Source organism: Erwinia sp. S43 (assembly GCF_016624745.1).
GTDB lineage: Bacteria > Pseudomonadota > Gammaproteobacteria > Enterobacterales > Enterobacteriaceae > Erwinia > Erwinia coffeiphila.
Genome location: NZ_JACVTX010000037.1, coordinates 13,104 through 40,039 on the forward strand (window position 1 = coordinate 13,104; position 26,936 = coordinate 40,039).

Annotated in this window: 27 protein-coding genes; 17 read left to right on the forward strand and 10 right to left on the reverse strand. The window is 56.0% G+C overall.

All coding sequences use genetic code 11. From position 1 onward, the window contains the following. Positions 1 to 46: 46 nt before the first annotated feature. Together hemF and amiA are read right to left on the reverse strand one after the other, a co-directional pair. Positions 47 to 955 carry an oxygen-dependent coproporphyrinogen oxidase gene (gene hemF / locus IBT47_RS25050; protein ID WP_200563804.1) on the reverse strand — a complete coding sequence of 303 codons (909 nt, stop codon included), beginning with the start codon at positions 953 to 955 and terminating at the stop codon, positions 47 to 49. Between the two features lie 39 nt (positions 956 to 994). Further along, the gene (gene amiA / locus IBT47_RS25055; RefSeq protein WP_105593294.1) at positions 995 to 1,876 is read right to left on the reverse strand and encodes an N-acetylmuramoyl-L-alanine amidase AmiA; all 882 of its coding nucleotides are present in this window, start codon (positions 1,874 to 1,876) and stop codon (positions 995 to 997) included. 207 nt (positions 1,877 to 2,083) lie between these two features. On the opposite strand from amiA, the gene IBT47_RS25060 reads away from it, so the two are divergent. The 12 genes from IBT47_RS25060 to IBT47_RS25115 all read left to right on the forward strand — a co-directional run bounded on the left by IBT47_RS25060 (position 2,084) and on the right by IBT47_RS25115 (position 12,803). Continuing rightward, complete coding sequence (locus IBT47_RS25060) at positions 2,084 to 2,509, forward strand: GNAT family acetyltransferase (RefSeq protein WP_105593360.1); 426 nt, start codon at positions 2,084 to 2,086, stop codon at positions 2,507 to 2,509. Positions 2,510 to 2,579: 70 nt separating this feature from the next. Further along, a complete protein-coding gene (locus IBT47_RS25065; RefSeq protein WP_105593295.1) occupies positions 2,580 to 3,029 on the forward strand; it encodes a DUF2919 domain-containing protein in 450 nt (149 codons plus the stop codon). Positions 3,030 to 3,114: 85 nt separating this feature from the next. Further along, entirely contained in the window at positions 3,115 to 3,747 is a 633-nt protein-coding gene (locus tag IBT47_RS25070) for an RpoE-regulated lipoprotein (RefSeq protein ID WP_200563808.1), read from the forward strand. A gap of 104 nt (positions 3,748 to 3,851) precedes the next feature. Continuing rightward, complete coding sequence (locus IBT47_RS25075) at positions 3,852 to 4,748, forward strand: Dyp-type peroxidase (protein WP_200563810.1); 897 nt, start codon at positions 3,852 to 3,854, stop codon at positions 4,746 to 4,748. A gap of 347 nt (positions 4,749 to 5,095) precedes the next feature. Further along, a complete protein-coding gene (locus IBT47_RS25080) occupies positions 5,096 to 6,109 on the forward strand; it encodes a sulfate ABC transporter substrate-binding protein (RefSeq protein ID WP_105593298.1) in 1,014 nt (337 codons plus the stop codon). A 4-nt stretch (positions 6,110 to 6,113) separates the two neighbouring features. Beyond that, positions 6,114 to 6,944, forward strand: a complete 831-nt coding sequence (gene cysT / locus IBT47_RS25085; RefSeq protein ID WP_200563812.1) for a sulfate/thiosulfate ABC transporter permease CysT — start codon at positions 6,114 to 6,116, stop codon at positions 6,942 to 6,944. Further along, positions 6,944 to 7,819: a sulfate/thiosulfate ABC transporter permease CysW gene (gene cysW, locus IBT47_RS25090; protein WP_200563814.1), complete on the forward strand. Its 876-nt coding sequence runs from the start codon at positions 6,944 to 6,946 to the stop codon at positions 7,817 to 7,819. Before cysT ends, cysW begins: the two co-directional genes overlap by 1 nt. Continuing rightward, the gene (gene cysA, locus IBT47_RS25095) at positions 7,809 to 8,897 is read left to right on the forward strand and encodes a sulfate/thiosulfate ABC transporter ATP-binding protein CysA (protein ID WP_105593301.1); all 1,089 of its coding nucleotides are present in this window, start codon (positions 7,809 to 7,811) and stop codon (positions 8,895 to 8,897) included. The genes cysW and cysA overlap by 11 nt, the downstream gene beginning before the upstream one ends. A gap of 79 nt (positions 8,898 to 8,976) precedes the next feature. Then, entirely contained in the window at positions 8,977 to 9,855 is an 879-nt protein-coding gene (gene cysM / locus IBT47_RS25100) for a cysteine synthase CysM (protein ID WP_200563816.1), read from the forward strand. 166 nt (positions 9,856 to 10,021) lie between these two features. Continuing rightward, positions 10,022 to 10,702 carry a response regulator transcription factor gene (locus tag IBT47_RS25105; protein ID WP_200545537.1) on the forward strand — a complete coding sequence of 227 codons (681 nt, stop codon included), beginning with the start codon at positions 10,022 to 10,024 and terminating at the stop codon, positions 10,700 to 10,702. Beyond that, positions 10,699 to 12,048, forward strand: a complete 1,350-nt coding sequence (locus tag IBT47_RS25110) for an ATP-binding protein (protein WP_200545536.1) — start codon at positions 10,699 to 10,701, stop codon at positions 12,046 to 12,048. Before IBT47_RS25105 ends, IBT47_RS25110 begins: the two co-directional genes overlap by 4 nt. A 56-nt stretch (positions 12,049 to 12,104) precedes the next feature. Beyond that, complete coding sequence (locus IBT47_RS25115) at positions 12,105 to 12,803, forward strand: GntR family transcriptional regulator (protein ID WP_105593305.1); 699 nt, start codon at positions 12,105 to 12,107, stop codon at positions 12,801 to 12,803. Positions 12,804 to 12,848: 45 nt separating this feature from the next. Here IBT47_RS25115 and crr read toward each other — a convergent pair whose 3' ends face one another. From crr to cysZ, 5 genes are all read right to left on the reverse strand, one after another. Then, a complete protein-coding gene (gene crr, locus IBT47_RS25120; RefSeq protein ID WP_105593306.1) occupies positions 12,849 to 13,352 on the reverse strand; it encodes a PTS glucose transporter subunit IIA in 504 nt (167 codons plus the stop codon). Between the two features lie 44 nt (positions 13,353 to 13,396). After that, on the reverse strand, positions 13,397 to 15,124 hold the full coding sequence (ptsI, locus tag IBT47_RS25125; RefSeq protein WP_200563819.1) for a phosphoenolpyruvate-protein phosphotransferase PtsI: 1,728 nt from the start codon (positions 15,122 to 15,124) through the stop codon (positions 13,397 to 13,399). Between the two features lie 269 nt (positions 15,125 to 15,393). Beyond that, the gene (ptsH, locus tag IBT47_RS25130) at positions 15,394 to 15,651 is read right to left on the reverse strand and encodes a phosphocarrier protein Hpr (RefSeq protein ID WP_048915267.1); all 258 of its coding nucleotides are present in this window, start codon (positions 15,649 to 15,651) and stop codon (positions 15,394 to 15,396) included. A gap of 393 nt (positions 15,652 to 16,044) precedes the next feature. After that, the gene (gene cysK, locus IBT47_RS25135) at positions 16,045 to 17,016 is read right to left on the reverse strand and encodes a cysteine synthase A (protein ID WP_105593309.1); all 972 of its coding nucleotides are present in this window, start codon (positions 17,014 to 17,016) and stop codon (positions 16,045 to 16,047) included. A 194-nt stretch (positions 17,017 to 17,210) separates the two neighbouring features. Then, positions 17,211 to 17,972 carry a sulfate transporter CysZ gene (gene cysZ, locus IBT47_RS25140; RefSeq protein ID WP_200563821.1) on the reverse strand — a complete coding sequence of 254 codons (762 nt, stop codon included), beginning with the start codon at positions 17,970 to 17,972 and terminating at the stop codon, positions 17,211 to 17,213. Between the two features lie 221 nt (positions 17,973 to 18,193). Between cysZ and zipA the strand changes: the two genes are divergently transcribed. The 3 genes from zipA to IBT47_RS25155 all read left to right on the forward strand — a co-directional run bounded on the left by zipA (position 18,194) and on the right by IBT47_RS25155 (position 21,474). Next, positions 18,194 to 19,177, forward strand: coding sequence for a cell division protein ZipA (gene zipA, locus IBT47_RS25145; protein ID WP_200563823.1), 984 nt, complete (start codon positions 18,194 to 18,196; stop codon positions 19,175 to 19,177). Between the two features lie 67 nt (positions 19,178 to 19,244). Then, positions 19,245 to 21,257, forward strand: coding sequence for an NAD-dependent DNA ligase LigA (gene ligA / locus IBT47_RS25150; protein WP_200563825.1), 2,013 nt, complete (start codon positions 19,245 to 19,247; stop codon positions 21,255 to 21,257). Position 21,258: 1 nt separating this feature from the next. Beyond that, positions 21,259 to 21,474, forward strand: coding sequence for a DUF3820 family protein (locus IBT47_RS25155; protein WP_105593313.1), 216 nt, complete (start codon positions 21,259 to 21,261; stop codon positions 21,472 to 21,474). Positions 21,475 to 21,768: 294 nt separating this feature from the next. On the opposite strand, the gene IBT47_RS25160 is transcribed toward IBT47_RS25155, so the two are convergent. Both IBT47_RS25160 and IBT47_RS25165 read right to left on the reverse strand, forming a co-directional pair. Next, complete coding sequence (locus IBT47_RS25160) at positions 21,769 to 22,269, reverse strand: hypothetical protein (protein WP_200563827.1); 501 nt, start codon at positions 22,267 to 22,269, stop codon at positions 21,769 to 21,771. Between the two features lie 23 nt (positions 22,270 to 22,292). After that, the gene (locus tag IBT47_RS25165) at positions 22,293 to 23,309 is read right to left on the reverse strand and encodes a bile acid:sodium symporter family protein (RefSeq protein WP_200563829.1); all 1,017 of its coding nucleotides are present in this window, start codon (positions 23,307 to 23,309) and stop codon (positions 22,293 to 22,295) included. Between the two features lie 94 nt (positions 23,310 to 23,403). On the opposite strand from IBT47_RS25165, the gene IBT47_RS25170 reads away from it, so the two are divergent. Together IBT47_RS25170 and IBT47_RS25175 are read left to right on the forward strand one after the other, a co-directional pair. Further along, on the forward strand, positions 23,404 to 24,324 hold the full coding sequence (locus IBT47_RS25170) for a LysR family transcriptional regulator (protein WP_200563831.1): 921 nt from the start codon (positions 23,404 to 23,406) through the stop codon (positions 24,322 to 24,324). Between the two features lie 190 nt (positions 24,325 to 24,514). Beyond that, on the forward strand, positions 24,515 to 25,363 hold the full coding sequence (locus tag IBT47_RS25175) for a DMT family transporter (RefSeq protein WP_200563834.1): 849 nt from the start codon (positions 24,515 to 24,517) through the stop codon (positions 25,361 to 25,363). Positions 25,364 to 25,366: 3 nt separating this feature from the next. On the opposite strand, the gene IBT47_RS25180 is transcribed toward IBT47_RS25175, so the two are convergent. After that, positions 25,367 to 25,867 (reverse strand): Lrp/AsnC family transcriptional regulator, encoded by a 501-nt coding sequence (locus tag IBT47_RS25180; protein WP_200563835.1) that lies wholly within the window; start codon positions 25,865 to 25,867, stop codon positions 25,367 to 25,369. Positions 25,868 to 26,936: the final 1,069 nt, after the last annotated feature.

The following is a 26,936-nucleotide window of genomic DNA, read 5'->3' on the forward strand; positions in this document are numbered from 1 at the left end:
TTTTTGTCGGCCCCCGCTATTGCCGCTATTCAATCATTTCGTAACGTTAAAGCCAGTCTTTCACCGGCAGGAAGTCGCGATACAGTGCGGCCTCCGGGCTGTCATCGGCGGGCTGATAGTCATATTCCCAGCGCACCAGCGGCGGCATCGACATCAGAATGGATTCCGTACGCCCGCCGGTTTGCAGGCCGAACAGCGTTCCGCGATCCCACACCAGATTAAATTCCACATAGCGGCCACGGCGATAGAGCTGGAACTGGCGCTCGCGCTCGCCCCACGGCAGCGCTTTACGGCGTGCAACAATCGGCAGGTAGGCGTCCAGGAAGCCGTTGCCCACGGCCTGCATAAAGCGGAAGCTGTGGTCGAAGTCCGGTGTGTTCAGATCGTCAAAGAACAGGCCGCCGATGCCGCGCTGCTCGTCGCGGTGCTTCAGATAGAAGTAATCGTCGCACCACTTCTTGTAGCGGGGATAGACGTCTTCACCAAACGGCTGGCACAGATCGAAGGCGGTCTGATGCCAGTGCAGCGCATCCTCTTTGAAACCGTAGAACGGGGTCAGATCGAAGCCGCCGCCAAACCACCAGACCGGGTCCGCGCCAGGTTTTTCCGCAATAAAAAAGCGCACGTTGGCGTGGCTGGTTGGCACGTACGGATTTTCCGGATGGATCACCAGCGATACGCCCAGCGCTTCGAAACTGCGCCCCGCCAGCTCAGGGCGATGAGCGGTAGCCGAAGCGGGCATCGCATCGCCGTGAACGTGTGAGAAGTTAACCCCGGCCTGCTCAAAAACGCTGCCGTTACGCAGAACGCGGCTGCGCCCGCCGCCGCCGCCGGGGCGCTCCCAGCTGTCTTCGGTGAAGCTGGCGCTTCCGTCCGCCAGGGACAGCTGCTGGCAGATGTTATCCTGCAGTTCCAGCAGGAACCGTTTGACCACGGCGATATCAGGTACGTTCATGAGTTAACCTTCTTAACGAAAAGACCGACGGAGTATACCTCAGCCCATCCGTCTGCCCGCATCATACTCATTAAAAAAGCTGACAATACCATTGGCGATCGCACCGGCGATCTTCTGACGGAACGCGGTGGTCCCCAGCAGCTTTTCTTCCTGTGGATTGGTGATAAACGAGGTTTCAACCAGTACGGAAGGAATAGAAGGGGATTTCAGCACGGCAAACGCCGCCTGCTCGGTGTGCTGACTGTGCAGGTGGTGCATCGGGCGGATCTGATTCAACACGTGCTTACCCAGAGTCAGGCTGTTTTTAATGGTGTCGGTCTGTACCAGATCGAACAGCACCTGCTGCAAATAACGATCTTTGGTCGCCACCTCCACGCCGCCGACGTTATCAGCGGCGTTCTCTTTTTCCGACAGATACTTCGCCATGGTGCTGCTGGCTCCGCGATTGGAGAGGGCAAACACCGAGGCACCGTTAGCTACCGGGCTGGTAAAACCGTCGGCGTGAACCGACATAAACAGATCCGCGCCGTGCTGGTGGGCGATCTCCACCCGCTCGCCGAGGGGGATAAAGTGGTCGGTTTCTCGCGTCAGGCGTACATCAATATGCGGATGTTCGCTCAGCAGATGGCGAATGTGGTTAGCGATTTCCAGCACGATATGTTTCTCTTCCGATCCTTCCTGTCCCACCGCACCGGAATCAATACCGCCATGGCCCGGATCGATCATTACGATTTTTTTGCCGTTGGCAGGTCGTGGAGGATGAGGCGAAGCCGCCGTGCCCTGCGCGCGGGGAGTGACTCTAAGAGTGACATCTTCCTCTTTTGCCAGCGCTGATTTGCGTGCCATCAGCATCAGTGCCAGGCTGGAAAGGATGAACTGCCGACGTGAGTTGAGCGGCCGGAGCTGAAGAATCTTTTTCATAAGATAATCCTGAAGCAAAAAGTGCTTATTGTTATATCGTAACAGTGACCGGGCGGCGAGAAAGGAGCTATTTCATCTTTTTACTTTTTATTTCAGTATGCTAATGACGTTTTTATTCTTTTTTTCTCCGTACGCAATCGTCAGACTTGCACCAGCAGAAGAATGCGTGATAATCAGCAGATTATGCTTAACCTTAGGTCTATTCCCATGGAAATCCGCGTATTTCGGCAGGAAGATTTTGAAGAAGTGATTACCCTCTGGGAGCGTTGCGATTTGTTACGTCCCTGGAACGATCCGGAAATGGATATCGAACGTAAACAGAACCACGACCCGGATTTATTCCTGGTGGCGGTGGTCGGCGGTGAAATCGTTGGCTCAATTATGGGCGGCTACGATGGACATCGCGGTTCAGCCTACTATCTTGGCGTTCATCCTGATTACCAGGGGCGCGGCTTTGCCAACGCGCTGATTAACCGACTTGAGAAGAAGCTGATTGCGCGCGGCTGCCCGAAGATCCACGTAATGGTGCGGGAAGAAAATGACGCGGTGCAGGGCTTCTACGAAAAACTGGACTACGAAACCGTCGACAGCGTGCTGCTGGGGAAACGACTTATTGAAGATCGTGAGTACTGATTAACCCCGTCTTATTGTCGCCGGGCAGTATATGCCCGGCGGCTACCGTTACGTCACCATCTTGAAGACTATGCTCAAATACACTCCCGATGACTACGATGCTCGTGGCCAGCTGCGTCTGCCGCTGAGTTTCTGGGCGATTCTATTATTACAGGCGCGCACATGGGTGCTGTTCGTGATGGCCGGAGCGTCGCGCCAGCAGGGAGCCGCGCTGCTGGAGCTGTTCTACCCTGATACCCACACCTTTTGGCTTGGCCTTGCGCTGGGTGGCCCGGCGGCGGTGGGCCTGCTGCTGACCGGATACCGCCAGCGGCTGCCGCGTCTCTGGCAGGCATGGCGCTGGGTACTGATGGCGACGCTGGCAGTGATGCTTGTAATGCAGGGCGTGTCGCTGTGGCAGCAGGATGAGCAAACCTCGCCGCTGGTGCTGTTTGTCTCCCTGCTCGATCTGCTGGGCCTGCTTGCCCTGTGGCGCCAGCGTCGGCTGGCCGACTGTTTTGATCCAGAGCAAAATCAGTAGCGTCATCCATCCTGCGGGTTAAACTTTTTGGCGATCCGCGACTCAAAGCAGTTCGGACGTTTTGCTACTGATACCAGGAGTTGTAATGAATAATTTTCGCCCGGCGCTACTGATCGCCACTGTGTTACTGGCTGGCTGTGCCGGCTCCGGCAGTCAAACGGGCAGCGCCAGCCAGTCCACCTGGTGGAACCCCGTTTCCTGGTCATGGTCCGGGCTGAATCCCGTGAACTGGTTTGGTTCCTCTCTTCAGATCGCCGAGCAGGGGGTGGGTGGTGTTAACGGCAGCACGCCGCTGCAGCAGAAAGCCATTGAAGACGGTCTGAAGGGGCAATATACGCTGAGAAACGGTATGCGCATGGTCGATGGCAGCGTGGTTTCTTTCTGGCAGGCGCTGGATGACAACAAAAAGGTAGAGATGGAGCTGAGTGGCCGCACCACCGTCAAACGTATTGAGGTCATGGATAAAGATGTGGCAACCGACAGCGGTGTGAAAATTGGCACTCGCTTCAGCGACCTGTACAGCAAAGCCTTTGAGTCCTGTAAAAAGGGCACAGGCGCGGATCGCGATGGCGTGGAATGCCGTGCGCCAAACAGCCAGCATATCAGCTATGTGTTCAGCGGCGACTGGCGCGGGCCGGAAGGGCTGATGCCGTCGGATGACACGCTGAAAAACTGGACGGTCAGCAAAATTATCTGGCACAGCCAGAACGCCGACTAAAACCACAATTATCTTGCGCTTAAGCAGGCTCCTGGCGCAGGCTTCAGGTATCATACTGGCGTAAAAACCGACCAGATATAACCTGAGAGCCAGGAGTTTACAGTATGTCCGATTTTCAGAGCGGGATTTTGTTAGAACACCGCCGTTTTGCTATCTACATTGAAGCGATGTGCCAGGGTGATATTGCCGCGATCCGCAGCGGCAGCCATCTTTTCCTCCAGCAGCTGTCACTGCTGCAACAGCGTTATCCCGACGCCGGTCTTGGCGCGGTCATTGCCTTCGGCAGCGGCCTGTGGAACGACCTCAATCCGACCAACAGCACCGCTGAGCTGAAGGATTTTCAGCCGCTGGGTAAAGGCATTGCGCCCGCCACCCAGCGCGACATGCTGATTCATATTCAGTCGCTGCGCCACGATGTGAATTTCAGCCTGGCGCAGGCCGCGCTGGCCGCCTTTGGCGATGCGATCCGTATTGAAGAGGAAACTCACGGCTTTCGCTGGATGGAAGAGCGGGACCTCAGCGGCTTCGTTGACGGCACGGAAAACCCGCAGGGCGAGCAGCGTGAAGCGGTGGCGATTATTGCCAGCGGCGAAAATGCAGGCGGCAGCTACGTCCTCAGCCAGCGCTGGCAGCACAATCTGAAAATGTTTAACCGCCTGGCGGTGGAAAAACAGGAGCAGATTATTGGCCGCACCAAAGAGAGTAATGAAGAGCTGGAGGGCGATGCCCGGCCTGCGACCTCACACGTGGCGCGCGTGGATCTGAAAGAAGAGGGCAAAGGGCTGAAAATTTTGCGCCAGAGCCTGCCTTACGGCACCGCCAGCGGCGTTCACGGCCTGTTCTTCCTTGCCTACTGCGCGACGCTGTATAACATTGAACAGCAGCTGCTGAGCATGTTCGGCGAAGCGGACGGCAAGTATGATGCGATGCTGCGCTTCACTAAACCCTTGACCGGCAGCTACTTCTACGCGCCTTCACTGTCGCAGCTGGCCGCGCTGTAACCCGTATTGCCTCCGGTACAGTTGCTTTAGGCTGCGCCGGATAAAGATTGTTGTCATGTGGCTTGCAGCTGCCCGCTCGTATTGGCTACAGCGTTCTATCAGATGCCGGGGAGATTCCTGCCCCGGTGTTTTGGAGCAGGGGCTTATACCACTCACCGCAGTGCTCGCCTGTATCATTTTTCAGCATAGTATTCCCACCCACTGCATAATCAATTCCACACCCTTATAGCGTTTTCTGCTTGCAAATCACCAAACGGTATATAAAACCGTTACAGCTTTTACCCGGGTTATAAATAAACTGAAGGCACTTCAGGCGTAAGCCTTTCCATCTCTCTTCAGGGTGCTACATGACGTTACCGACGGTGAAAAAATTAGTCAGCGCGACCGCTTTCTCGTTACTGCTTGCCGGTGCCGCACAGGCCACGGAGCTGTTGAACAGTTCTTATGATGTCTCTCGCGAGTTGTTTACCGCCCTGAATACACCGTTTGAAAAACAGTGGGATGAACAGCATCCGGGCGACAAGCTGACCATCAAGCAGTCCCATGCCGGTTCTTCCCGCCAGGCGCTGGCTATTCTGCAAGGCCTGAAAGCTGATGTGGTGACCTACAACCAGGTGACCGATGTGCAGGTGCTGCACGATAAAGGCAAGCTGATCCCGGCCGACTGGCAGCAGCGCCTGCCGAACAGCAGCTCACCGTTCTACTCCACCATGGCGTTCCTGGTGCGTAAGGGAAACCCTAAAAATATCCACGACTGGAACGATCTGGTCCGTGACGACGTTAAGCTGATTTTCCCTAACCCGAAAACCTCGGGGAATGCGCGCTACACCTATCTGGCGGCATGGGGTGCGGCCGACCGTGCCGACGGCAAAGATAAAGCCAAAACCGAAAAGTTTATGACGCAGTTCCTGAAAAACGTTCAGGTGTTTGATACCGGCGGACGCGGCGCGACGACCAGTTTCGTCGATCGCGGTCTGGGCGATGTACTGATTAGCTTCGAATCGGAAGTGAATACCATCCGTAATCAGTACGAAAAAGACGGTTACGAAGTCATTGTGCCGAAGACCAACATTTTGGCTGAATTCCCGGTGGCGTGGATCGATAAAAATACCGAAAGCAACAAAACCACCGATGCGGCAAAAGCCTATCTGAACTACCTCTACACGCCAGCGGCGCAGCAGATCATTACCCAGTTCTACTACCGGGTGAATAATCCGCAGCTGATGGCCGAGCATAAAGACCGCTTCCCGCAGACCGATCTGTTCCGCGTGTCCGATGCGTTCGGCAGCTGGGAAGAGGTGATGAAAGTCCACTTTGCCAACGGCGGCGAATTGGACAAGCTGTTAGCGGCAGGACGGTAACCGGATGTTTGCAACCAGTAAGCGCGTGCTGCCCGGCTTTGGCATCAGCCTCGGCAGCAGCCTGTTTTTTACCTGTTTAATTCTGCTGTTGCCGATCAGCGCGCTGCTGATGCAGCTGTCGCAGATGACGCTGGCACAGTATTGGGAAGTGATCACCAACCCGCAGGTGGTGGCGGCTTATAAAGTGACGCTGCTGGCCGCCGGTGTGGCATCGATTTTCAATGCCGTCTTCGGCATGCTGATGGCGTGGATCCTGACGCGCTACCGTTTTCCAGGGCGCTCAATCCTTGATGGCCTGATGGATTTACCGTTTGCGCTGCCGACGGCGGTAGCAGGCCTGACGCTGGCCGGTTTGTTCTCGGTGAACGGCTGGTACGGTGAGTGGCTGGGGCAGTTTGGTATTAAAGTCTCCTACACCTGGCTGGGCATCGCGGTGGCGATGGCCTTTACCAGCATCCCGTTTGTGGTGCGTACGGTGCAGCCGGTGCTGGAGGAGTTAGGCCCGGAATACGAGGAAGCGGCCGAAACGCTGGGCGCCACTCCGTGGCAGAGCTTCCGCCGCGTGGTGCTGCCGGAAGTTGCTCCGGCCCTGCTGGCAGGCACCGCGCTGTCGTTTACCCGCAGCCTCGGCGAGTTTGGCGCGGTGATCTTTATCGCCGGTAACATCGCGTGGAAAACCGAAGTCACCTCGCTGATGATTTTCGTGCGCCTGCAGGAATTTGATTATCCGGCGGCCAGCGCCATTGCCTCGGTGATCCTTGCCGCGTCGCTGCTGCTGCTGTTTGCAATTAACACCTTACAAAGCCGCTTTGGCCGTCGTCTGGGAGGCCACTAATGGCGGATGTAAGCGAATTAAAAGGCGTGGGCCGCGCACGTTTTCAGTGGGGCAAGTGGATTCTGATTGGGCTGGGTATGCTGATCTCCCTGCTGTTGCTGGTGGTGCCGCTGATTGCCATCTTTACCGAAGCGCTGTCCAGCGGGCTGATGGCCACGTTCAGCAACCTGCAGGATGGCGACATGCTGCACTCCATCTGGCTGACGGTGCTGATTGCGCTGATCGTCGTGCCGGTGAACCTGGTGTTCGGGACGCTGCTGGCCTGGCTGGTCACGCGTTTTAACTTCCCGGGCCGCCAGCTGCTGCTGACGCTGTTTGATATTCCGTTTGCCGTTTCGCCGGTGGTTGCCGGTCTGATGTATCTGCTGTTCTGGGGCGTAAATGGTCCGGTGGGCGGCTGGCTGGATGCGCACAGCATCCAGCTGATGTTCTCCTGGCAGGGGATGGCGATGGTGACCATCTTTGTTACCTGTCCGTTCGTGGTTCGCGAGCTGGTGCCGGTGATGCTGAGCCAGGGCAGCCATGAAGATGAAGCAGCAGTGCTGCTGGGTGCGTCCGGCTGGAAAATGTTCTGGCGCGTGACGCTGCCAAATATCCGCTGGGCGCTGCTGTACGGCGTGGTGCTGACCAACGCCCGCGCGATCGGTGAATTTGGTGCCGTGTCGGTCGTCTCGGGCTCTGTGCGCGGCGAAACCTACACGCTGCCGCTACAGGTTGAATTACTGCATCAGGATTACAACACCGTGGGGGCATTTACCGCCGCCGGATTGCTGACCCTGATGGCGATAGTCACACTGTTTCTGAAAGGTGCGCTGCAGTGGCGCTTAGAAAGCCAGCAGCACCGCCTGCAACAGGAGGGGAATAATGAGCATTGAAATTGGTAACATCAATAAATCCTTCGGTAAGACGAAAGTCCTGAACGATATTTCCCTGGATATCCCTTCCGGGCAGATGGTTGCGCTGTTAGGGCCTTCCGGCTCGGGAAAAACCACCCTGCTGCGGATTATCGCCGGGCTGGAGAATCAGAACAGCGGTCGCCTGAGCTTCCACGGTAAAGACGTCAGCCGCGTTCACGCGCGCGATCGTCAGGTTGGCTTTGTATTCCAGCACTATGCCCTGTTCCGCCATATGACGGTGTTCGACAACATCGCCTTCGGCCTGACCGTGCTGCCACGCCGCGAACGTCCGTCAGCGGCAGAAATTAAGCAAAAAGTGACCCGTCTGCTGGAGATGGTGCAGCTTTCCCATCTGGCAGGGCGTTTCCCGGCCCAGCTTTCCGGCGGTCAGAAACAGCGCGTGGCGCTGGCACGCGCGCTGGCGGTAGAGCCGCAAATTCTGCTGCTGGATGAGCCGTTCGGTGCGCTGGATGCCCAGGTGCGTAAAGAATTGCGCCGCTGGCTGCGTCAGCTGCATGAAGAGCTGAAGTTCACCAGCGTCTTTGTGACCCACGACCAGGAAGAGGCGATGGAAGTTGCCGATCGCGTGGTGGTGATGAGCCAGGGCAATATCGAACAGGTCGGCACCCCGGACGAAGTGTGGCGCGATCCGGCCACCCGCTTTGTGCTGGAGTTCCTTGGTGAAGTGAATCGCTTTGACGGCGAAGTTCACGGTTCGCAGTTCCACGTTGGCGCGCATCAGTGGCCGTTGGGCTATGCGTCGGCGCACCAGGGTAAAGTCGAACTGTTCCTGCGCCCGTGGGAAATCGACGTCAGCCGCCAGAGCAGCCTGCAAACCCCGCTGCCGGTGCAGATTCTGGAAGTCAGCCCGCGCGGCCATTACTGGCAGCTGGTGGTTCAGCCCGCAGGCTGGAGCAGCGAGCCGGTGACCGTGGTGCTGGAAGGCGAGCAGTCAACGCCGATCCGTGGCGAACGTCTGTTCGTAGGCCTGCAGCAGGCGCGCCTGTATAATGGCGATACGCCGCTGAGACCCGTTGCCTTTGCGCAAAGCGCCTGATATTTTTCTAAGCTGACTCTTTTTAGCAACAGGGGCTGGATTTTTCCGGCCCTTGTCATTTCATGCCTGGAACCGGACTTTGACCACTCTCGAACATACCATTGGTAATACTCCGCTGATCAAACTTCAGCGCCTTGGCCCGGATAACGGCAGCGAAATCTGGCTGAAACTGGAAGGGAATAATCCCGCAGGATCGGTGAAGGATCGGGCAGCGCTGTCGATGATCCAGCAGGCCGAACTGCGCGGTGAAATCCAGCCCGGCGACGTATTGATTGAAGCGACCAGCGGCAATACCGGCATTGCGCTGGCGATGATTGCAGCGATGAAAGGTTACGTTCTCAAGCTGCTGATGCCCGATAACATGAGCATCGAGCGGCAGGCGGCGATGCGCGCCTATGGCGCAGAGCTGATTCTGGTCAGCCGCGAACAGGGTATGGAAGGCGCACGCGATCTGGCCAGTGACATGGCGGCACGCGGCGAGGGCAAGGTGCTCGATCAGTTTAATAATGCCGATAACCCGCTGGGCCACTACCGCACCACCGGCCCGGAAATCTGGCAGCAGACCGCTGGCCGGGTCACGCATTTTGTCTCCAGCATGGGTACCACCGGAACCATTACCGGCGTCAGTCGTTTCCTGAAAGAGCAGAGCGATACGGTGCAAATTATTGGCCTGCAGCCTTCCGAAGGCAGCAGTATTCCAGGTATCCGCCGCTGGCCGGAAGCCTATCTGCCCGGTATTTTCCGCCCGGAACTGGTCGATGAAGTGATGGATATGTCGCAGCAGGAAGCGGAAGAGACCATGCGCCAGCTGGCGCAGCGTGAAGGCGTCTTCTGCGGCGTCAGCTCCGGCGGTGCGGTCGCCGGTGCGCTGCGTATTGCTCAGGCGAACCCCGGCAGCGTGGTGGTGGCAATCATCTGCGATCGCGGCGACCGTTATCTCTCCACCGGCGTGTACTGATTCCGCTGCTTTTTTTGTCATCGCGTGGAATCTTTTGCCATCCCAGGGTTCAAAACCCGCCGTACGTTCGCTGTCGGATTTGCCATACTGTAAGGATTAGGTAAAACCGGCTGCGGATTATTTTCTGACAGGCGAAAATAGCGGCTGTATCACTAAGAGATCCCCAATGAAAATTTTACTCGTTGATGACGACCTTGAGCTGGGCACCATGCTCAGCCAGTATCTTATTGCCGAAGGTTTTGATGCCTCGCTGGTGCTGACCGGTAAAGCGGGCGTAACCGGCGCGCTGTCCGGCGAATACAGTGCGATGATCCTCGATATTATGCTGCCGGATATGAGCGGGATTGACGTGCTGCGCCAGGTGCGACAGAACAGCCGCCTGCCGGTGATTATGCTGACGGCGAAAGGGGACAACATCGATCGCGTGATCGGCCTGGAAATGGGTGCCGATGACTATATGCCAAAACCCTGCTACCCGCGCGAGTTGGTTGCACGCCTGCGTGCCGTGCTGCGTCGCGTTGAGGAACAGCCTGCGGCAGTGGAAAACAAAGATGTGATTAGCTGGGGTGAGCTGACGCTGAACCCGGCAACGCGTATCAGCGAATGGCAGAATAAACCGTTCGATCTCACCGCCTCTGAATTCAATCTGCTTGATTTGCTGCTGCGCGCCCCCGATCGCGTGGTGTCAAAAGATGAACTGTCTGAGAAAGGTCTGGGCCGCCCGCGTGAAGCCTACGATCGCAGCGTGGATGTTCATATCAGCAACATTCGCCAGAAGCTGGCTGCACTGACTAACGATACGATTAATATCGAAACGGTTCGCAGCATCGGCTACCGCATCCGATGACCTCCCGGTTTCGCGGCTTCCTGTTCTGGAAGATCCTGCTGGGCTTCTGGCTGACCTACATTGCGATTACCCAGTTGATGTGGCTGGGCTTCAGTCTGTACGGCAATCACCGCGAACCGCCGGAAAACCTGGCCGCCCGGCGCATCGTTAATCTGCAAATGACCTCGGCGGTGTCGGTGCTGCAAAACGGCGGGCCTGAGGCGCTGCGGGATATGATGATCGACTGGCCCGATAGCGACCGGCGCTTTTTCTCGGTCCAGCAGGTTGATTCTCTGCCGCCGGGTGCGCCTGAGGATGAACTCAGCCGTGAGATGGCCTCCCGCGAGTTTCCGCAGCAGGTGGTGGAATGGGTGACCGGTGCCGACGGTAACTATTATCAGCTGCGCTACGACGTGGCCGGTCTGCGCCGCGACAGCCAGATGAACCGTCATCCGCGCAGCATTCTCAATATGCCCGAACCGTTGTTTATCGTCGGCTGCTTCTGCGGCCTGCTGTTCAGCCTGTTCCTGGCCTGGAACCTGACGCGCCCGATGCGCCAGCTGCGTGAAGGGTTTGCGAGGGTTTCGACCGGCGACTTGTCGGTGCGGCTGTTCCCTAAAATGCGCCGCCGCCACGATGAGCTGTCGGCGGTGGCCAGCGACTTTGATGCGATGGTAGAACGTCTGTCGGTGCTGGTCAGCGCCCGTGAAGAGCTGCTGCATGATGTTTCCCACGAGCTGCGATCGCCGCTGGCAAGGCTACAGCTGGCGACCGGACTGGCGCGACAGACCCCCGCCTCGGTTGAAAGCTCGCTGGATCGGATTGATGAAGAGGCCCGTCGACTGGATAAAATGATCGGCGAGCTGCTGTCTCTCTCCCGCGCCGAGCAGCAAAAAATTCCCGATGAGCAGTATTTCGATCTGCTTGGCCTGCTGGAAGCGGTAACCAATGATGCACGTTATGAAGCGCAGGTCCCAGGTGTGGAAATCCTGCTGAATGCGGACACGCAGCAGGATTACACGGTCAAAGGGGATGCGAACCTGATCCGCTCCGCCATTGAAAACGTGGTGCGTAATGCGCTGCGCTTTTCCATTCAGGGCCAGCAGGTGACCATTACCCTGCGGCAGGAAGGAGCCTGGCTGACGATTATCGTTCGCGATCAGGGGCCGGGCGTTGAGGCCGATAAGCTTTCCAGTATTTTCGATCCGTTTGTGCGCGTCAGTTCGCCGCTTTCCGGTAAAGGGTATGGCCTCGGTCTGTCGATAGTACGTAAGGTCGTGCTGGCGCATCAGGGCGAAGTGAAAGCCATCAATGCTCGTGAAGGTGGCCTGGAGCTGACGCTTCGCCTGCCGCACTGGGTGGTGTAAACCCTGCGCCTGTTTCGCGACGGTAACGAATGATATTTCAGATTTGAGGTTAAGGCATGAGCAGTTTGGCTAGCGGCAGGCAGCAGGAAGTTCAGCGCATCGTTGACGCATTATCGATTGCGATTGCGCAGCACCGGCTCAGGCCCGGCACGCGGCTGATTGAGGCACAGATCGTGGAGGTGCTCTCTGCCAACCGTAACCACGTTCAGGCGGCGCTACAGCGGCTGGCGCTGCAGCATATCGTGACTATCTCGCCGAATCGTGGCGCAAAGGTGTCACAGCCCTGCGCCAGAGAAGCGCGTGAGGTGTTTATTGCCAGGCGAGCGGTGGAAGATGCGATTGTCGCCGGGATTAGTGCGGAAAAGCTGGCGCGATCGAGTGCAGAAGTTGAGGCTCATCAGCAGGCGGAGCAGCTGGCGCTGGCCAGCGGGGATCGCCGTAACATTATTCGCGAGCTGAGCGCATTTCATCTGCTGCTGGCAAAAATTAACGAAAACCAGGTGCTGAGTGAGATTCTGGCGAACCTGATGGTGCGCAGTTCACTGATCGTCGCGCTATATCAGCGCAATGACACGCCGGCTTCTCAATGTGATGAACACTGCGCCGTGCTGGACGCGCTGAGGGTGGGGCAGAACGATGTTGCCCGTTCGATAATGCGCGACCATCTGGATCATCTGGAACAGCAGCTGGATTTAATGGATTCACCTGCCGAGTCCCTGACGCTGCGCGATGCGCTGACCGGCAGCCAGCCATAAAAAAAGCCCCCTGATTGCTCAGGGGGCTTTCTGGTTTATCTGCTCTTACTTCTTGATGCGGATAACCGGAGTCTCACCGACGGTCACGCTGCCGGTCAGTTTAGTCAGCTCTTTGATCTCATCCATGTTTGAGATGACCACTGGCGTCAGCGTTGATTTCGCTTTCTCTTCCAGTAAAGGCAGATCGAATTCGATGACCACGTCACCTTTCTTCACTTTCTGACCTTCTTCAGCGATGCGCTTAAAGCCTTCGCCTTTCAGTTCTACCGTATCAATACCAAAGTGAACAAACAGCTCAATACCGCTGTCGGACTCGATGGAAAACGCATGATTGGTTTCGAAAATTTTACCGATGGTGCCATCAACGGGAGCAACCATTTTATTGCCAGAAGGTTTGATAGCGATACCGTCGCCAACAATTTTCTCTGCAAACACTACGTCCGGTACGTCTTCGATATTGACGATTTCACCAGACAGGGGGGCTACGATTTCAATCGCACCAGATGCAGAATCTGACTTATCGCCAAAAAGTTTTGAAAACAAACCCATGTTCTTCTCCTAAGCAGTAATATTGGGCCAGCCGTCTCCGGGCCTTAGCAGAGTGTCTTTTCTTCAATGAACTTGTTGACCAGGTTCATCAACTCGTCCACTGTTGGTTGTGCCAGAGCCTGCTCTGCTAGCGCCTTCGCGTCTTCAAAATTCGTATTACGAATAATTTTTTTGATGCGTGGAATAGAAATAGAGCTCATGCTGAATTCATCCAGCCCCATTCCCAATAGCAGTAGTGTAGCACGTTCATCGCCTGCCAGCTCACCGCACATACCGGTCCACTTCCCTTCGGCGTGAGAAGCATCAATAACCTGCTTGATCAGCGTCAGAACGGACGGAGACATCGGATTGTAGAGATGGGAGATCAGATCGTTACCACGATCAACAGCCAGAGTATACTGCGTCAGGTCGTTTGTCCCAATACTAAAGAAATCAACTTCTTTTGCCAGATGGTGCGCAATCACCGCCGACGCCGGGGTTTCCACCATGATACCCACTTCAATGCTTTCGTCGAAGGCTTTGCCTTCTTCACGCAGCTGGGCTTTCAGAGTTTCCAGTTCGGCCTTCAGGAAGCGCACTTCCTCAACGGAAATCACCATCGGGAACATGATGCGCAGTTTGCCAAACGCGGAAGCACGCAGGATGGCGCGCAGCTGCGCATGCAGAATTTCGGTACGGTCCATGGCAATACGGATCGCGCGCCAGCCGAGGAACGGGTTGTCCTCTTTCGGCAGGTTCATATACGGCAGATCTTTGTCACCGCCGATATCCATAGTACGCACAATCACCGCCTGCGCGCCTACGGCTTCGGCTACGGCTTTGTACGCATGGAACTGCTCATCTTCAGACGGCAGCGACTCACGGTCCATAAACAGGAATTCGGTACGGTACAGGCCCACGCCTTCAGCACCGTTGCGCTCTGCACCGGCCACGTCACGCACGGTTCCGATGTTGGCGCAGACTTCAACCTGATGACCATCAAGGGTGATTGCCGGCAGGTCTTTCAGCTTAGCCAGTTCGTTCTTTTCAGAAGTGTACTGATGGGCAACCGCCTTCAGTTCATCGATCACGTCGGCCGTTGGGTTAACGTAAACTTTGTTGTTTACGCCGTCCAGAATCACGTAGTCATCGTTTTGAATCTGGCTGGTCACATCACCGGTACCGACGATGGCAGGCAGCTCCAGAGAACGCGCCATGATAGAGGTGTGTGAGGTACGGCCACCGATGTCGGTAATAAAGCCCAGCACCTTGTTCAGGTTCAGCTGTGCCGTTTCAGACGGGGTCAGATCCTTGGCAATCAGCAGCACTTCTTCGTTGATCGCGCTTAAATCGACAATATGCAGACCCAGGATATTCTGCAGCAGGCGTTTACCGATGTCGCGAACGTCAGCAGCACGTTCTTTCAGGTACTCATCGTCAAGCTCTTCCAGGGCTTTAGCCTGGCCTTCAATGACGGAAAAGGCAGCAGCATCCGCAGTCGCGTGCTCGTCTTTAATCAGGGCGATGATTTCCTGCTCAAGTTCTTCATCTTCCAGCAACATAATGTGGCCTTCGAAGATCGCTTCTTTCTCTTCACCGAAGGTTTCCCCGGCTTTGATTTTGATCGCTTCCAGCTGCACGGCAGCTTTTTTACGACCATCAAGAAAACGCTGAACTTCCTGATCGCACTGATCGGCAGAAATCTTTTTCCGGTTGATGACAATTTCATCTTCTTTCAACAGAAGAGCTTTGCCGAAAGCGATACCCGGTGATGCTAAAATGCCTGAAATCATAACCCTACCTTTCCTGTCTCTGATAATCATCGAAGGCGATGAACCGCTGATGACTGCATCGGTTAATTCACTCAGCGAGCCTGGCGTTTTCTGCGGCCTGTCTTGTCAGCTTTTGGATATTTTATGAAAGCAATAACGCGGACATGCTGTCCGCGATCAAGATACCTACAGTATATCCGTTTACTTTTATCCTGCCGCTGTGTGACAGGAAAGCGCTACGGTTACTTTCAGCCAAAGCTTTACGCTGGATGATGGAAAAACGACCGTGATTACTCGAGCTCGGCCATCAGTTTAACCAGATGCTCAACCGCTTTCTGCTCGTCTTCGCCTTCAGCAGACAGGGTAACAACGGTACCCTGAGTCAGGCCCAGAGTCTGCAGCTTGAACAGGCTCTTAGCGCTGGCTGATTTGCCGTTAGAGGTTACGGTGATTTCAGAAGAGAATGCTTTCGCTTCTTTAACGAACTGAGCAGCAGGGCGGGTGTGAAGGCCGTTTGGTGCAGTGATGGTAACTTCTTGCTGGAACATTATATTTCCCCAACTTAATTTGGTTTGGTGTTGTAGGCCTAAAGTTCAGGCGAAAGCCGGAACCTTAGCCGGTATGAGTCGCGCTGGCTTGGTACAAAGACTCGCCAAAAAATGCGCTGATAAGGTGGAAGCCAGACGGAGAGAAAATCCGCGATTAAACTCTCGCTTTTCCACACTTCATTATGCCGCTATTTGCCGCAGTGCGCCAAACCAGTAAAACGATTCAGCACGATCCAGGTCACGCGGCGATTAATTTTACGGATCAAAATAATTGGCAGCTTAAATACCAGACACTGGAGGGTAAAAGCAATCTGCAGGATGGTAAAAGTTTGACGGACTCCACAAAAAAGCACCCAAATGGGTGCTTTTTTGAGCAAATCTGCGGATCGGCGATTACTGCTGCAGCTCTTTTTCAGTGAACAGATCGGCGAACAGTGCGGTAGAGAGATAGCGCTCGCCGGAGGACGGCAGAATCACCACAATGTTCTTGTTCGCGAAGGCTTCATCTTCCTGCAATTTCAGTGCTGCGGCGACCGCTGCGCCGGAAGAGATACCGGCCAGAATGCCTTCGTCTTCCATCAGGCGACGGGCGGTAGAAATCGCTTCTTCATTGGAGATTGCGACAACGCGGTCAACCAGGTTCAGGTCAAGGTTGCCCGGAATGAAACCGGCACCGATGCCCTGAATCTTGTGCGGGCCTGGCTTGATTTCGTCACCGGCCAGCGCCTGGGCGATCACCGGAGAGTCGGTTGGCTCAACCGCGACGGTGATCAGCTCTTTTTTGCCTTTGGTGTTTTTGATGTAGCGGCTGACGCCGGTCAGCGTACCGCCGGTACCTACGCCTGCGATAAACACATCGACTTCACCATCGGTGTCTTCCCAGATTTCCGGGCCGGTGGTTTTCTCGTGGATTTCCGGGTTGGCCGGGTTGCTGAACTGCTGCAGCAGCACAAACTTATCCGGGTTGCTGGCCACAATCTCTTCGGCTTTAGCAATCGCGCCTTTCATACCTTTGGCGCCTTCGGTCAGCACCAGGTTTGCACCCAGCGCTTTCAGCAGTTTGCGGCGTTCCACGCTCATGGTTTCCGGCATGGTCAGCGTCAGTTTGTAACCGCGAGCTGCGGCCACATAGGCCAGAGCAATACCGGTATTGCCGCTGGTCGGTTCAACCAGTTCAATACCGGGTTTAAGAATCCCGCGTTTTTCTGCGTCCCAAATCATATTGGCACCGATACGGCATTTGACGCTGAAGCTTGGGTTGCGTGACTCAACTTTCGCCAGAATGCGTCCATTACCGATGCGGTTCAGTCGAACCAGCGGCGTATGACCGATTGTTAACGAGTTGTCTTCATAGATCTTACTCATAGCCTGTCCTTAACTGTATGAAATATTGGGAACGGTTTAGAGCATACCGTGTTCAATTTATCAAGGAAGTGAAGAAATCGTATATATATATGTTCTGTCGAAATAAGCCCTGTCGAAACGGCATATAGATAAATCTAAGGCTGCGCAGGGTGTATGGCTACCCTGTCGCAGTGAAAGATTCGGCCGGCTCTTGCTTAGCGGCTCAGCCCAAGCGTAGCGCGGTAGCGGTCTACCCACATGGCGGTGGCACCGCATACGGCCACCGGCATGATCGCCAGATTGAGGATGGGGATTAGGGTGAACAAACTGACCAGCGCGCCGAATTGTAAATTATCGGTCTTATTCTGACGCAATGCTGCACGCATCTGAGTAAAACTGACTTTGTGGTTATCGAAAGGGTAGTCGCAGTACTGAATAGAGAGCATCCATGCGCTGAACAGGAACCACAGCACCGGGGCCACCGTCTGACCAAATCCGGGAATAAAGTAGAGCAACAGCAGTACGATGGCGCGCGGTAAATAGTAGGCCAGCTTCTGCCACTCGCGTTTCATGATGCGTGGAAAATCTTTCAGCAGAGCCGCCCAGCCGCTATCGGGCAACGGCTGACCGGTTAGCCTGGCTTCCAGCTGCTCGGCCAGCAGGCCACAAAACGGTGCCGCAATCCAGTTCGCGATAGTGGAGAAAAAATAGCTAAAGACTAGAATAATGGAGAGAACGACCAGCGGCCAGAGCAGGTAGCTAAGCCATTGCAACCAGCCGGGTACCATAGCCATCAGCTCGGGTATCCACTGCCCAAGACGGCCAAACAGCCAGATAAAGGCGCCGCCCATCAGAAGGATATTGACCAGCAGCGGCAGGATGACGAAGCGGCGAATGCCGGGCAGGCGGATCAGCTGCCAGCCTCGGGCAAAATAATGGACCCCATTATGACCATTGTTGGAATTATTTAGTACCATGTAATGCTTTATCTCCTATTCACATGCTGGTTTCGGCTATCATAACCCAGCTGTTTGCGCTTTCCAGGGCAAGATTGCGCGAAATTACAGCAAAAAAGCGTCCTCGACTCGGGATATTTGTCAGAAAATACTGCACAGACTTGCACTTGTGTACTTGGGCAAATACAGTTAGAGGATAAAGTTTGCCGCGGTGGCAAGGTATTGGAACAACAGAGAATACAATGATGCAGGATTTGCGTCTGATATTAATCGTTGTTGGCGCGGTCGCAATTATAGCGCTTTTACTGCACGGCCTGTGGACCAGCCGTAAAGAGCGTTCATCAGTTTTTCGCGACCGTCCGCACAAGCGTTTAAAGCAGGACAGAGAAGAAGCTTTCGAGGATGACGAAGAAGGTATGGATGACGTGCGTGCCACGCGCAGCCCTCCTGAACCGTCGGACCCTTCCCTGGGTGGATTCAATGCCGGGGATGAACCGCCGCGTCAGCCTAAACCTCGCCCGGAGCCGGTTCGTCACCAGCCCCCGGTTATTGAGGAACAGCCTGAACAGGATCCGCTGTTTGGTGGCGAAGTACGTCATAGCGCACAGCCTGAGCCTTATCATGATGAGGTTCCGCCGCGCCGCGCCGAGCCCGTGCTGAACGCGGAACCCGTTGCCCGTGCTGAAGAGCCGGTGGTGAAACCAGTCTCTGCCCCTGTCGCCGAGCCGCAGCGGGTTGAACCTGCACAGCCAGCGGTACAGCAGGCACCTGCCCATACCGAGGCGCCGCGTGCACCAGCACCGAAGGAAACTGTTCTGGTCCTACACGTTTCGGCTCACGCCGGTGGCAGTATCAGCGGTGAAGCGCTGTTGCAGGGTGTGCTTCAGGCTGGCTTCCAGTTTGGCGAAATGAATATTTTCCATCGTCACCTGAACCCGGCGGGCAGCGGCCCGGTGTTGTTCAGCCTGGCGAACATGGTGAAGCCGGGTTCATTTAATCCGGATAACATGTCGGAATTTTCCACCCCAGGCGTCTCTATCTTTATGATGGTGCCGTCCTACGGTGATGCGAATCAGAACTTCAAGCTGATGCTGCAATCCGCGCAGCGCATCGCTGATGATGTGGGTGGCGTGGTACTGGACGATGAACGTCGTATGATGACGCCGCAGAAGCTGGAATCGTACAAAGGGCGCATCCGCGAAGTCGTCGAAGCCAACAGTCACTAAACGTTTTTCTAATCCCGCTTAACTAACCCCCGATTTCGGGGGTTTTTTATCTCTGATGGTGCCGCATATGCAATCCGTACAAGACAAACTTACCCATCTGAAAGCTCTGCTTCACCACCATGAATACCAGTATCACGTGCTGGATGCGCCGGAAATTCCGGATGCGGAATACGATCGTCTGATGCATGAACTGCGCGATCTGGAAGCAACCCACCCGGAGCTGATTACTCCCGATTCGCCAACCCAACGAGTGGGGGCCGCACCGCTTGCGGCGTTTGAGCAGGTCCGCCATGAAGTCCCGATGCTGTCACTGGATAATGCCTTCGATGAAGAGAGCTATCTGGCCTTCAACAAGCGCGTGCAGGATCGCCTGAAAAGCAGCGATGACATCCTCTTTTGTTGCGAACTGAAGCTGGACGGTCTGGCGGTCAGCCTGCTGTATGAAGACGGTCTGCTGGTTCGCGCGGCGACCCGGGGTGATGGCACCACCGGTGAGAATATCACTTCCAACGTGCGTACTATCCACGCCATTCCTCTGCGCCTGAAGGGCGACAATATTCCGGCCAGAGTAGAAGTGCGTGGCGAAGTCTTTATGCCGCAGGCCGGTTTCGAAAAAATGAACGACGAAGCGCGTCGTACCGGCGGCAAAGTGTTTGCCAACCCGCGAAATGCGGCGGCAGGATCGCTGCGCCAGCTGGACCCGCGCATCACCGCCAAACGCCCGCTGACCTTTTTCTGCTACGGCCTGGGGCTGCTGGAAGGCGGTGACATGCCGCGTAGTCACATTGAGCGCCTCAAACAGTTTAAAGCCTGGGCATTACCGGTCAGCGATCGCGTCCGCCTGTGCCACAGCGCCGACGAGGTGCTGGCCTTTTATCGTCAGGTTGAGGCCGATCGCCCGCAGCTGGGTTTTGATATCGACGGCGTGGTGATCAAGGTGGATTCCCTGGAACTGCAGGAGCAGCTCGGTTTCGTTGCCCGTGCGCCGCGCTGGGCGGTAGCGTTTAAGTTCCCCGCGCAGGAGCAGATCACCACCGTACGTGATGTTGAGTTCCAGGTAGGACGCACCGGTGCGATCACCCCGGTTGCACGTCTGGAGCCGGTACTGGTTGCCGGAGTGATGGTGAGTAATGCCACGCTGCACAACGCTGATGAAATCGATCGTCTGGGGTTAAAGATTGGCGATCGCGTGGTGATCCGCCGTGCCGGTGACGTTATCCCGCAGGTCGTTAGCGTGGTCGAATCCGCCGAAGACGCGCGAGAAATTATATTCCCGACCCACTGCCCGGTCTGCGGCTCGGACGTTGAGCGCGTAGAGGGCGAAGTGGTTGCCCGCTGTACCGGTGGCCTGATCTGCGGTGCACAGCGTAAAGGCGCGCTGAAGCATTTCGTCTCCCGTCGGGCGATGGACATCGACGGCATGGGCGAGAAGATTATCGATCAGCTGGTGGATAAAGAGTACGTACTCAACGCGGCCGATCTGTTCAATCTGACCGCCGGGAAACTGACCGGTCTGGATCGCATGGGGCCTAAATCGGCGCAGAACGTAGTCGATGCGCTGGCGAAAGCGAAGCAAACTACCTTTGCCCGCTTCCTCTATTCGCTGGGGATCAGCGAAGTGGGAGAGGCGACCGCCGCTAACCTCGCCGCGCATTTCGGTACGCTGGAGGCGCTGATGGCGGCCGATATCGAGGCGCTAATTGCCGTACCGGACGTCGGTAAAGTGGTGGCCAGCCACGTGCGTAATTTTATGGATGAAGAAAGCAACCGTGAGGTTATCCGCCTGCTGGTTGAGAAAGCCGGCATTCACTGGCCGGAAGTGGTGGTGGTGAAGGCCGAAGAAATCGACAGCCCGTTTGCCGGTAAAACCGTGGTGCTGACCGGTTCATTAAGCGTGCTGTCGCGCGATGAGGCTAAAGATCGCTTAACGGCGCTGGGCGCGAAGGTGAGCGGCAGCGTGTCGAAGAAAACCGATCTGGTGATTGCCGGTGAGGCCGCAGGTTCTAAGCTGGCGAAGGCAACGGAGCTGGGCATTCCGGTGATCGACGAAGCGGAAATGATTCGTTTACTCGGTGAGTAATATGGAAAAGGAACAGCTGGTTGAGATTGCCAACATGGTGATGCCGTTTGGCAAGTACAAAGGGCGGGTGTTGATCGATCTGCCCGAGGAGTATTTGCTGTGGTTTGCCCGCAAGGATGAGTTTCCACAGGGCAAGCTCGGCGATCTGATGCAGATTACGCTGGCGATCAAGATTGAGGGGCTGGAAGGGCTGGTTAAGCCGCTGAAGCGGGGATAATGGTTGGTGGGGAATGCCCGTTGCCTGCGAGCTCGGAGAATGCGCTGGCTGGCTGTTCCCCCGTTCGGTCTGGTCCTCGCGCCGCTATGCGGTGCCTTCACTGCGTGCGTCAGCCGGACGGAGCGCCATAGACGGGCCGTCCTGGCCCGGCTTTGGCTTTCCCCCGCGTCCATGCGGGTGAATCCTGGCTTCCTCTCTGCGCTCAGCGCTGCGGATGACTCGATCGGGGGAACGGCCAGCCTGCTGCCGAAAAATTGTGTCGTCTGATAAACACCCTGATTTGCCTGTGCGGTTCTATGTGGCGGTGGTTTCAATCTCGAGCCCATTGAAAGTAATCCTGATGCTCAGAGCTAAGAACATCGGCGGTTGGCTGAATTCCATTTTGCGGCTAAAAACTGATAATCCGTACCAGAAATTACCTGCCTGTTGAGCAACTTTCAGCTTACCTGCCTTTAAGAAACAGCGAGCAAAATGTATCAAGGGGAACAGCCTCTGCGGATGACGGGCAATCCGCAGCGCTGAGGTGCAGGCAGCGGGGCCGGAGATGGCAGCAGGGATGCTGACATCAGGCGTGGCGTGGGCAGGACGCCCGCTCCAGGCCGGTCCGAAAGACCCGATGCCGAAACCGAAGGCACCGCAAAGCGGCGCGAGGACCGCCCGGCAGCCGCAGAGGCTGTTCCCCAGCCCACCATGCGCAGCCATCCAGAAAAAATTAAACCTCAGTAACTTAAAATTGCAGCCAAAAAAATAGCCGCTCCAAAATGAAGCGGCTATTTCAGCATTCCGACAGGTCACAGGCTAAACGCCCTGCAACCAGATTACTTCTGTGACTCCACCAGCGGCTTACCCGCTGCTGCCGACTGCGCCGCCAGCTTCTCACCCGACTTTTTATAACGCTGGGCCAGCATCGAACACACCATCAACTGCACCTGATGGAAAATCATCAACGGCAGCACGATAATCCCCACCGCCGACGACGGGAACAGAATATTCGCCATCGGAACCCCGTTCGCCAGACTCTTCTTCGAGCCGCAGAACAGAATGGTAATTTCATCCGCCCGATTGAAGCCAAACAAACGCGCTGCAGCAAGGTTGATAGCCAGAATCAGGAACAGCAGAACCAGGCTGCCGACCACAATCCACAGCAGAGTGCTGACGCCAACGCGCGTCCAGATACCGTTCACCACCGCTTCACTGAAGGCAGAGTAGACCACCAGCAGAATCGATGCCTGATCGGTCTGGCCGATAAGCTTACGGTTTCTTTCCACCCACTCACCAATCCAGCGGCGGGAAATATGCCCGACAATAAACGGCACCAGCAGCTGCAGCATAATCTTACCGATCTGCTCAAAATTACCGGTGGCTGCATCGCTATTCACATTCATCAGCAGGCCAACCAGCAGAGGCGAAACAAATACCCCCAGCAAACTGGATGCCGATGCGCTGCAAACCGCAGCCGCAACGTTACCGCCAGCCAGCGAGGTCAGGGCAATCGACGACTGTACGGTAGCAGGCAGAATGCACAGATACATAAAGCCGGTGTAGATCTCGGTACTGAGCGGCAGCGGATGCCACCAGACCAGCAGCATACCGAGCGCCGGGAAGATAACGAAGGTGCTGAACATCACCCACAGATGCAGCCGCCAGTGGCCGCCGCCGGCAATAATCTTCTCTTTCGAGAGTTTGGCACCGTGCATAAAGAACAGCAGGGCAATTGCGGCAGTGGTCAGCCATTCAAAAAAATCAACGAAGTGGCCGCGTGCAGGAAGGAAAGATGCCAGCAGAACGGTGGCGATCAGTTTCAGCATCAGAGGATCGAGACGAAATTTACCCATTGTTAAAGCCTTGTTATACAAACATGCGGCTATTGTGCGATGGGTAGGTTTAGAAATAAAATTGATTTATTAAATGAATATATGAGAAGAATCGATGAATTACACGTTGCGTCAGCTTCGGGTGTTTGTGGCCGTTGCCGCACAGGGCAGCTTCAGCCAGGCAGGGCAGGCGATAGGCCTGAGTCAGTCAGCGGTCAGCCACAGTATTAAAGAGCTGGAAGGGGAGATGGGGATTCGTCTGCTTGACCGCACAACGCGTGAGGTCGTGCTGACGGAGGCCGGGGAGCAGCTCGCCAGCAGGCTGGAACATCTGCTGGAGGAGTTAAACAACACCCTGCTGGATGTACGCAGCTACGGCCAGCAGCGCAGCGGTACGGTGCGCGTTGCCGCCAGCCAGACCATTTCAGCACATCTGATGCCCCAGTGCCTTGCTGCCGGGCAGCTGAACTATCCCGAAATCCGGGTGATGCTGCGCGATCGCCCGCAGCAGTGGGTGCTGCAAAGCATTCGTAATGCCGAAGTCGACTTCGGCATCGTTATTGGCCCGCTGCATTCGGACGATCTGGAGTGTGAAGCCATTCTCGATGAACCCTTCCTGCTGCTGTGCCGGATGGACGACCCGCTGGCGCAGCAGCAAACCATTCACTGGCATATGCTCAACCAGCGCACGCTGGTGCTACAGGATTACGCCTCCGGAAGCCGGGTACTGATTGATGAAGCGCTGCGCCAGCAGCAGGTACAGGCTGATATCGCGCAGGAAATTGGTCATCCGGCCACACTCTACCCAATGGTGGAGGCGGGGATTGGCATCAGCATTCTGCCTGCGCTGGCACTGCCGCTGCCGCAGGGGAGGCCGCTGATGGTCAGAAGGTTAGTGCCGGAAATCAACCGCACTATTATGCTGGTGCGGCGTAAGAATCGTTCGCTGACCCCCGCCGCCGAGGCCATCTGGCAGGAGGTTCGCCAGCAGGCCTCGCTGTTGATGGAGCAGCGCAACTTGACGCCGCCGTACTAAGCGGACAGGGGGCAATGTTGACGCCGGGATGGCAAAAGCCTGACGATAACGCCTCCGTTGGCAAAGATAAGTTATTGCCTCACGGACGGTGGAAACTTGAAGATAAAAATCATTTAAACCTGATTTATGAGAAAACGACTCGCCGCTGCGGTTTACAATTCTCTATCCCTCTCTTTTATGAATAGATTCAATGCAGAGCAATCGTAATTTGCCTTTTGTTGCCGCCTTTGCCGGGATGATTTCCGTGCAGTCCGGGGCGGCCTTCGCCAAGACCCTTTTCCCCTTAGTGGGAAGCGACGGGGTGGCAGCATTACGGCTGGGAATTTCAGCCATTGTGCTGCTGGCTGTCTTTCGTCCCTGGAATATCAAAAAAGGCGATATTTCATGGCCTTCAATGCTGCTTTATGGCGTGATTCTGGCGCTGATGAACCTGCTGATTTACCGCGCCTTTGCTTATATTCCAGTGAGCATTGCGATTTCTATTGAAGTGATGGGGCCGCTGCTGGCCGCGCTGCTCACTTCGCGGCAAAAGTCCGATCTGATCTGGATTGCACTCTCAGCCCTGGCGATGGTGCTGCTGGCCGCCGGGGATGTAAAAGGGGAAATCGATCTGCGTGGCGTCGGGTTCTCGCTGGCGGCGGCGATGTTTTGGGGCCTTTATGTGATTATCGGCCGGCGGGTTTCCGGCGGCGGCGGGCGTTCGGTGGCGATTGGCATGACGATTGCGGCGTGCATCGCGGTGCCGCCGGGAACCGTTCAGGCCGGGATGGCGCTGTTCTCGCCCGAAGTCCTGCTGGTGGGCTTTAGTGTGGCGGTGCTGTCGAGCATGTTGCCGTTCCTGCTGGATATGTACGCCATGCGCTGGCTGCCTTCACGGGTGTTTGGCGTGCTGCTGAGCGGCTCTCCGGCGGTCAGCGCTATTGCCGGGTGGCTGGTTTTGCACGAAACCCTGACCCTGATTCAGTGCCTTGGTATTGCCTGCGTGATGGCCGCCTGCGCCGGATGCGCGCTGTTTTCCCGGCCGAAAACGGTATCGTGACCGTTATGGCCTGTCGTCCAGATCGAATAATGGAATTTTCAGGCCAGTTTTCACCGGGTCGAGTACGATCAGCGTGCGGTAGGTCAGAATATCCATGTTATCGGCAAAATGTTGCCTGACCAGCTGTTCGAAGTGCTGTAAATCGCGGGAAATCATAATGATGATAAAGGAGACGCCGCCGTTAACGAAGTAGCACTGCTGGATCTCCTCCACGTTGCGAAAATAGCGTTTCGCCCGATCCATCACCAGGCTGCGATCTTCAACCAGCCGCGATTCAATCACCGCGGTGATCGGATTCCCCACCGTTGCCGGATCGATCACAGCAACATGACTTTTAATCACGCCTTTCTCTTCCAGTCGGCTGATGCGCCGTTGAATTGAGGGTGTGGAAAGCCCCACCTGTTCTGCTATGGCCGAATGCGGCAGGCGATTATTGCTTTGCAGGATATCGAGGATCGCAAGGTCAAAGCGGTCCAGGTCGTTTTTGGTGATTTTTTTTCTCATTTTTTCTGTGAGTTAGGTGCTTAATGGCCAGTTTGGCGAGTGTATTAATCATTGGGTTCGGGAACTTTAACACAGCGGGTGAGGGGAGGTATCTAAGCCGCGATGGGTTAAGTTGAGTTTTCTGGCTATGAAGTCAGATATGGGTAATTTGAGGTGCTGAATGCTGAATGCTGAATGCTGAATGCTGAATGCTGAATGCTGGGTGCTTTTTTGGGCTATGGAGGTTGCGCTGGCTGGCTGTGCCCCCGAGAGGGCGGTCCTCGCGCCGCGTTGCGGTCCCATCACTTCGCTCGTCAGCCTGTCGGACCGCCAAAGACGGGCCGTCCATGGCCCGGCTTTGTCTTTCGCCCGCGTCCTGCAGGCGAATCCTGGCTTCCTCTCTCCGTTCAGCGCTGCGGATTGCCCTTTCGGGGGCACAGCCAGCCTGCTGTATTGCTTTCGTAGCCCATGACAGATGCAAAAAATAACGATCGCGACGTTCAAGGGGAATCTGCCTGGTTATGTCTGTTCCTGAATTAAACGTTCTGACAGCAGACGCATAGGCGATTCAAATCCTGGCTTCCTCTCTTCGCTCAGCGCTGCGGATTATCCGGTCGGTGGACCGGCCAGCCTGCTGTGTTGCCTGCGGAAATATACAAACTGCGAAAAAAACAGCCAGCACGATACTCTGGGGAGTTTAAAGTCAGCCGTTCAGCAGATCTGGATTTTGTTTGAAAGCCGCGTTCGCGTTACGTAAAGGGGGAACGTCGCTGCTGCGAGTGGAGGGCAATCCGCAGCGCTGAGGTGATAGCCGTGGGACAGGAGATGGCAGCAGGGACGATGCCATCAGGCGTGGCGCGGGCAGGACGCCCGCTCCAGGCCGGTCCGGGAGGCACGCGGCTGTTGCCGAAGGTATCACGCAAAGCGTGACGCGAGGACCGCCCGCAACCGCAGCAGCGACGTGGACCTGGGCGCTCACCCAGCCAGAATCACAAATCACAAATAGCAAAAAGGCGCCTTTAGGGCGCCTTCTTAACACTGGTGGGTCGTGCAGGATTCGAACCTGCGACCAATTGATTAAAAGTCAACT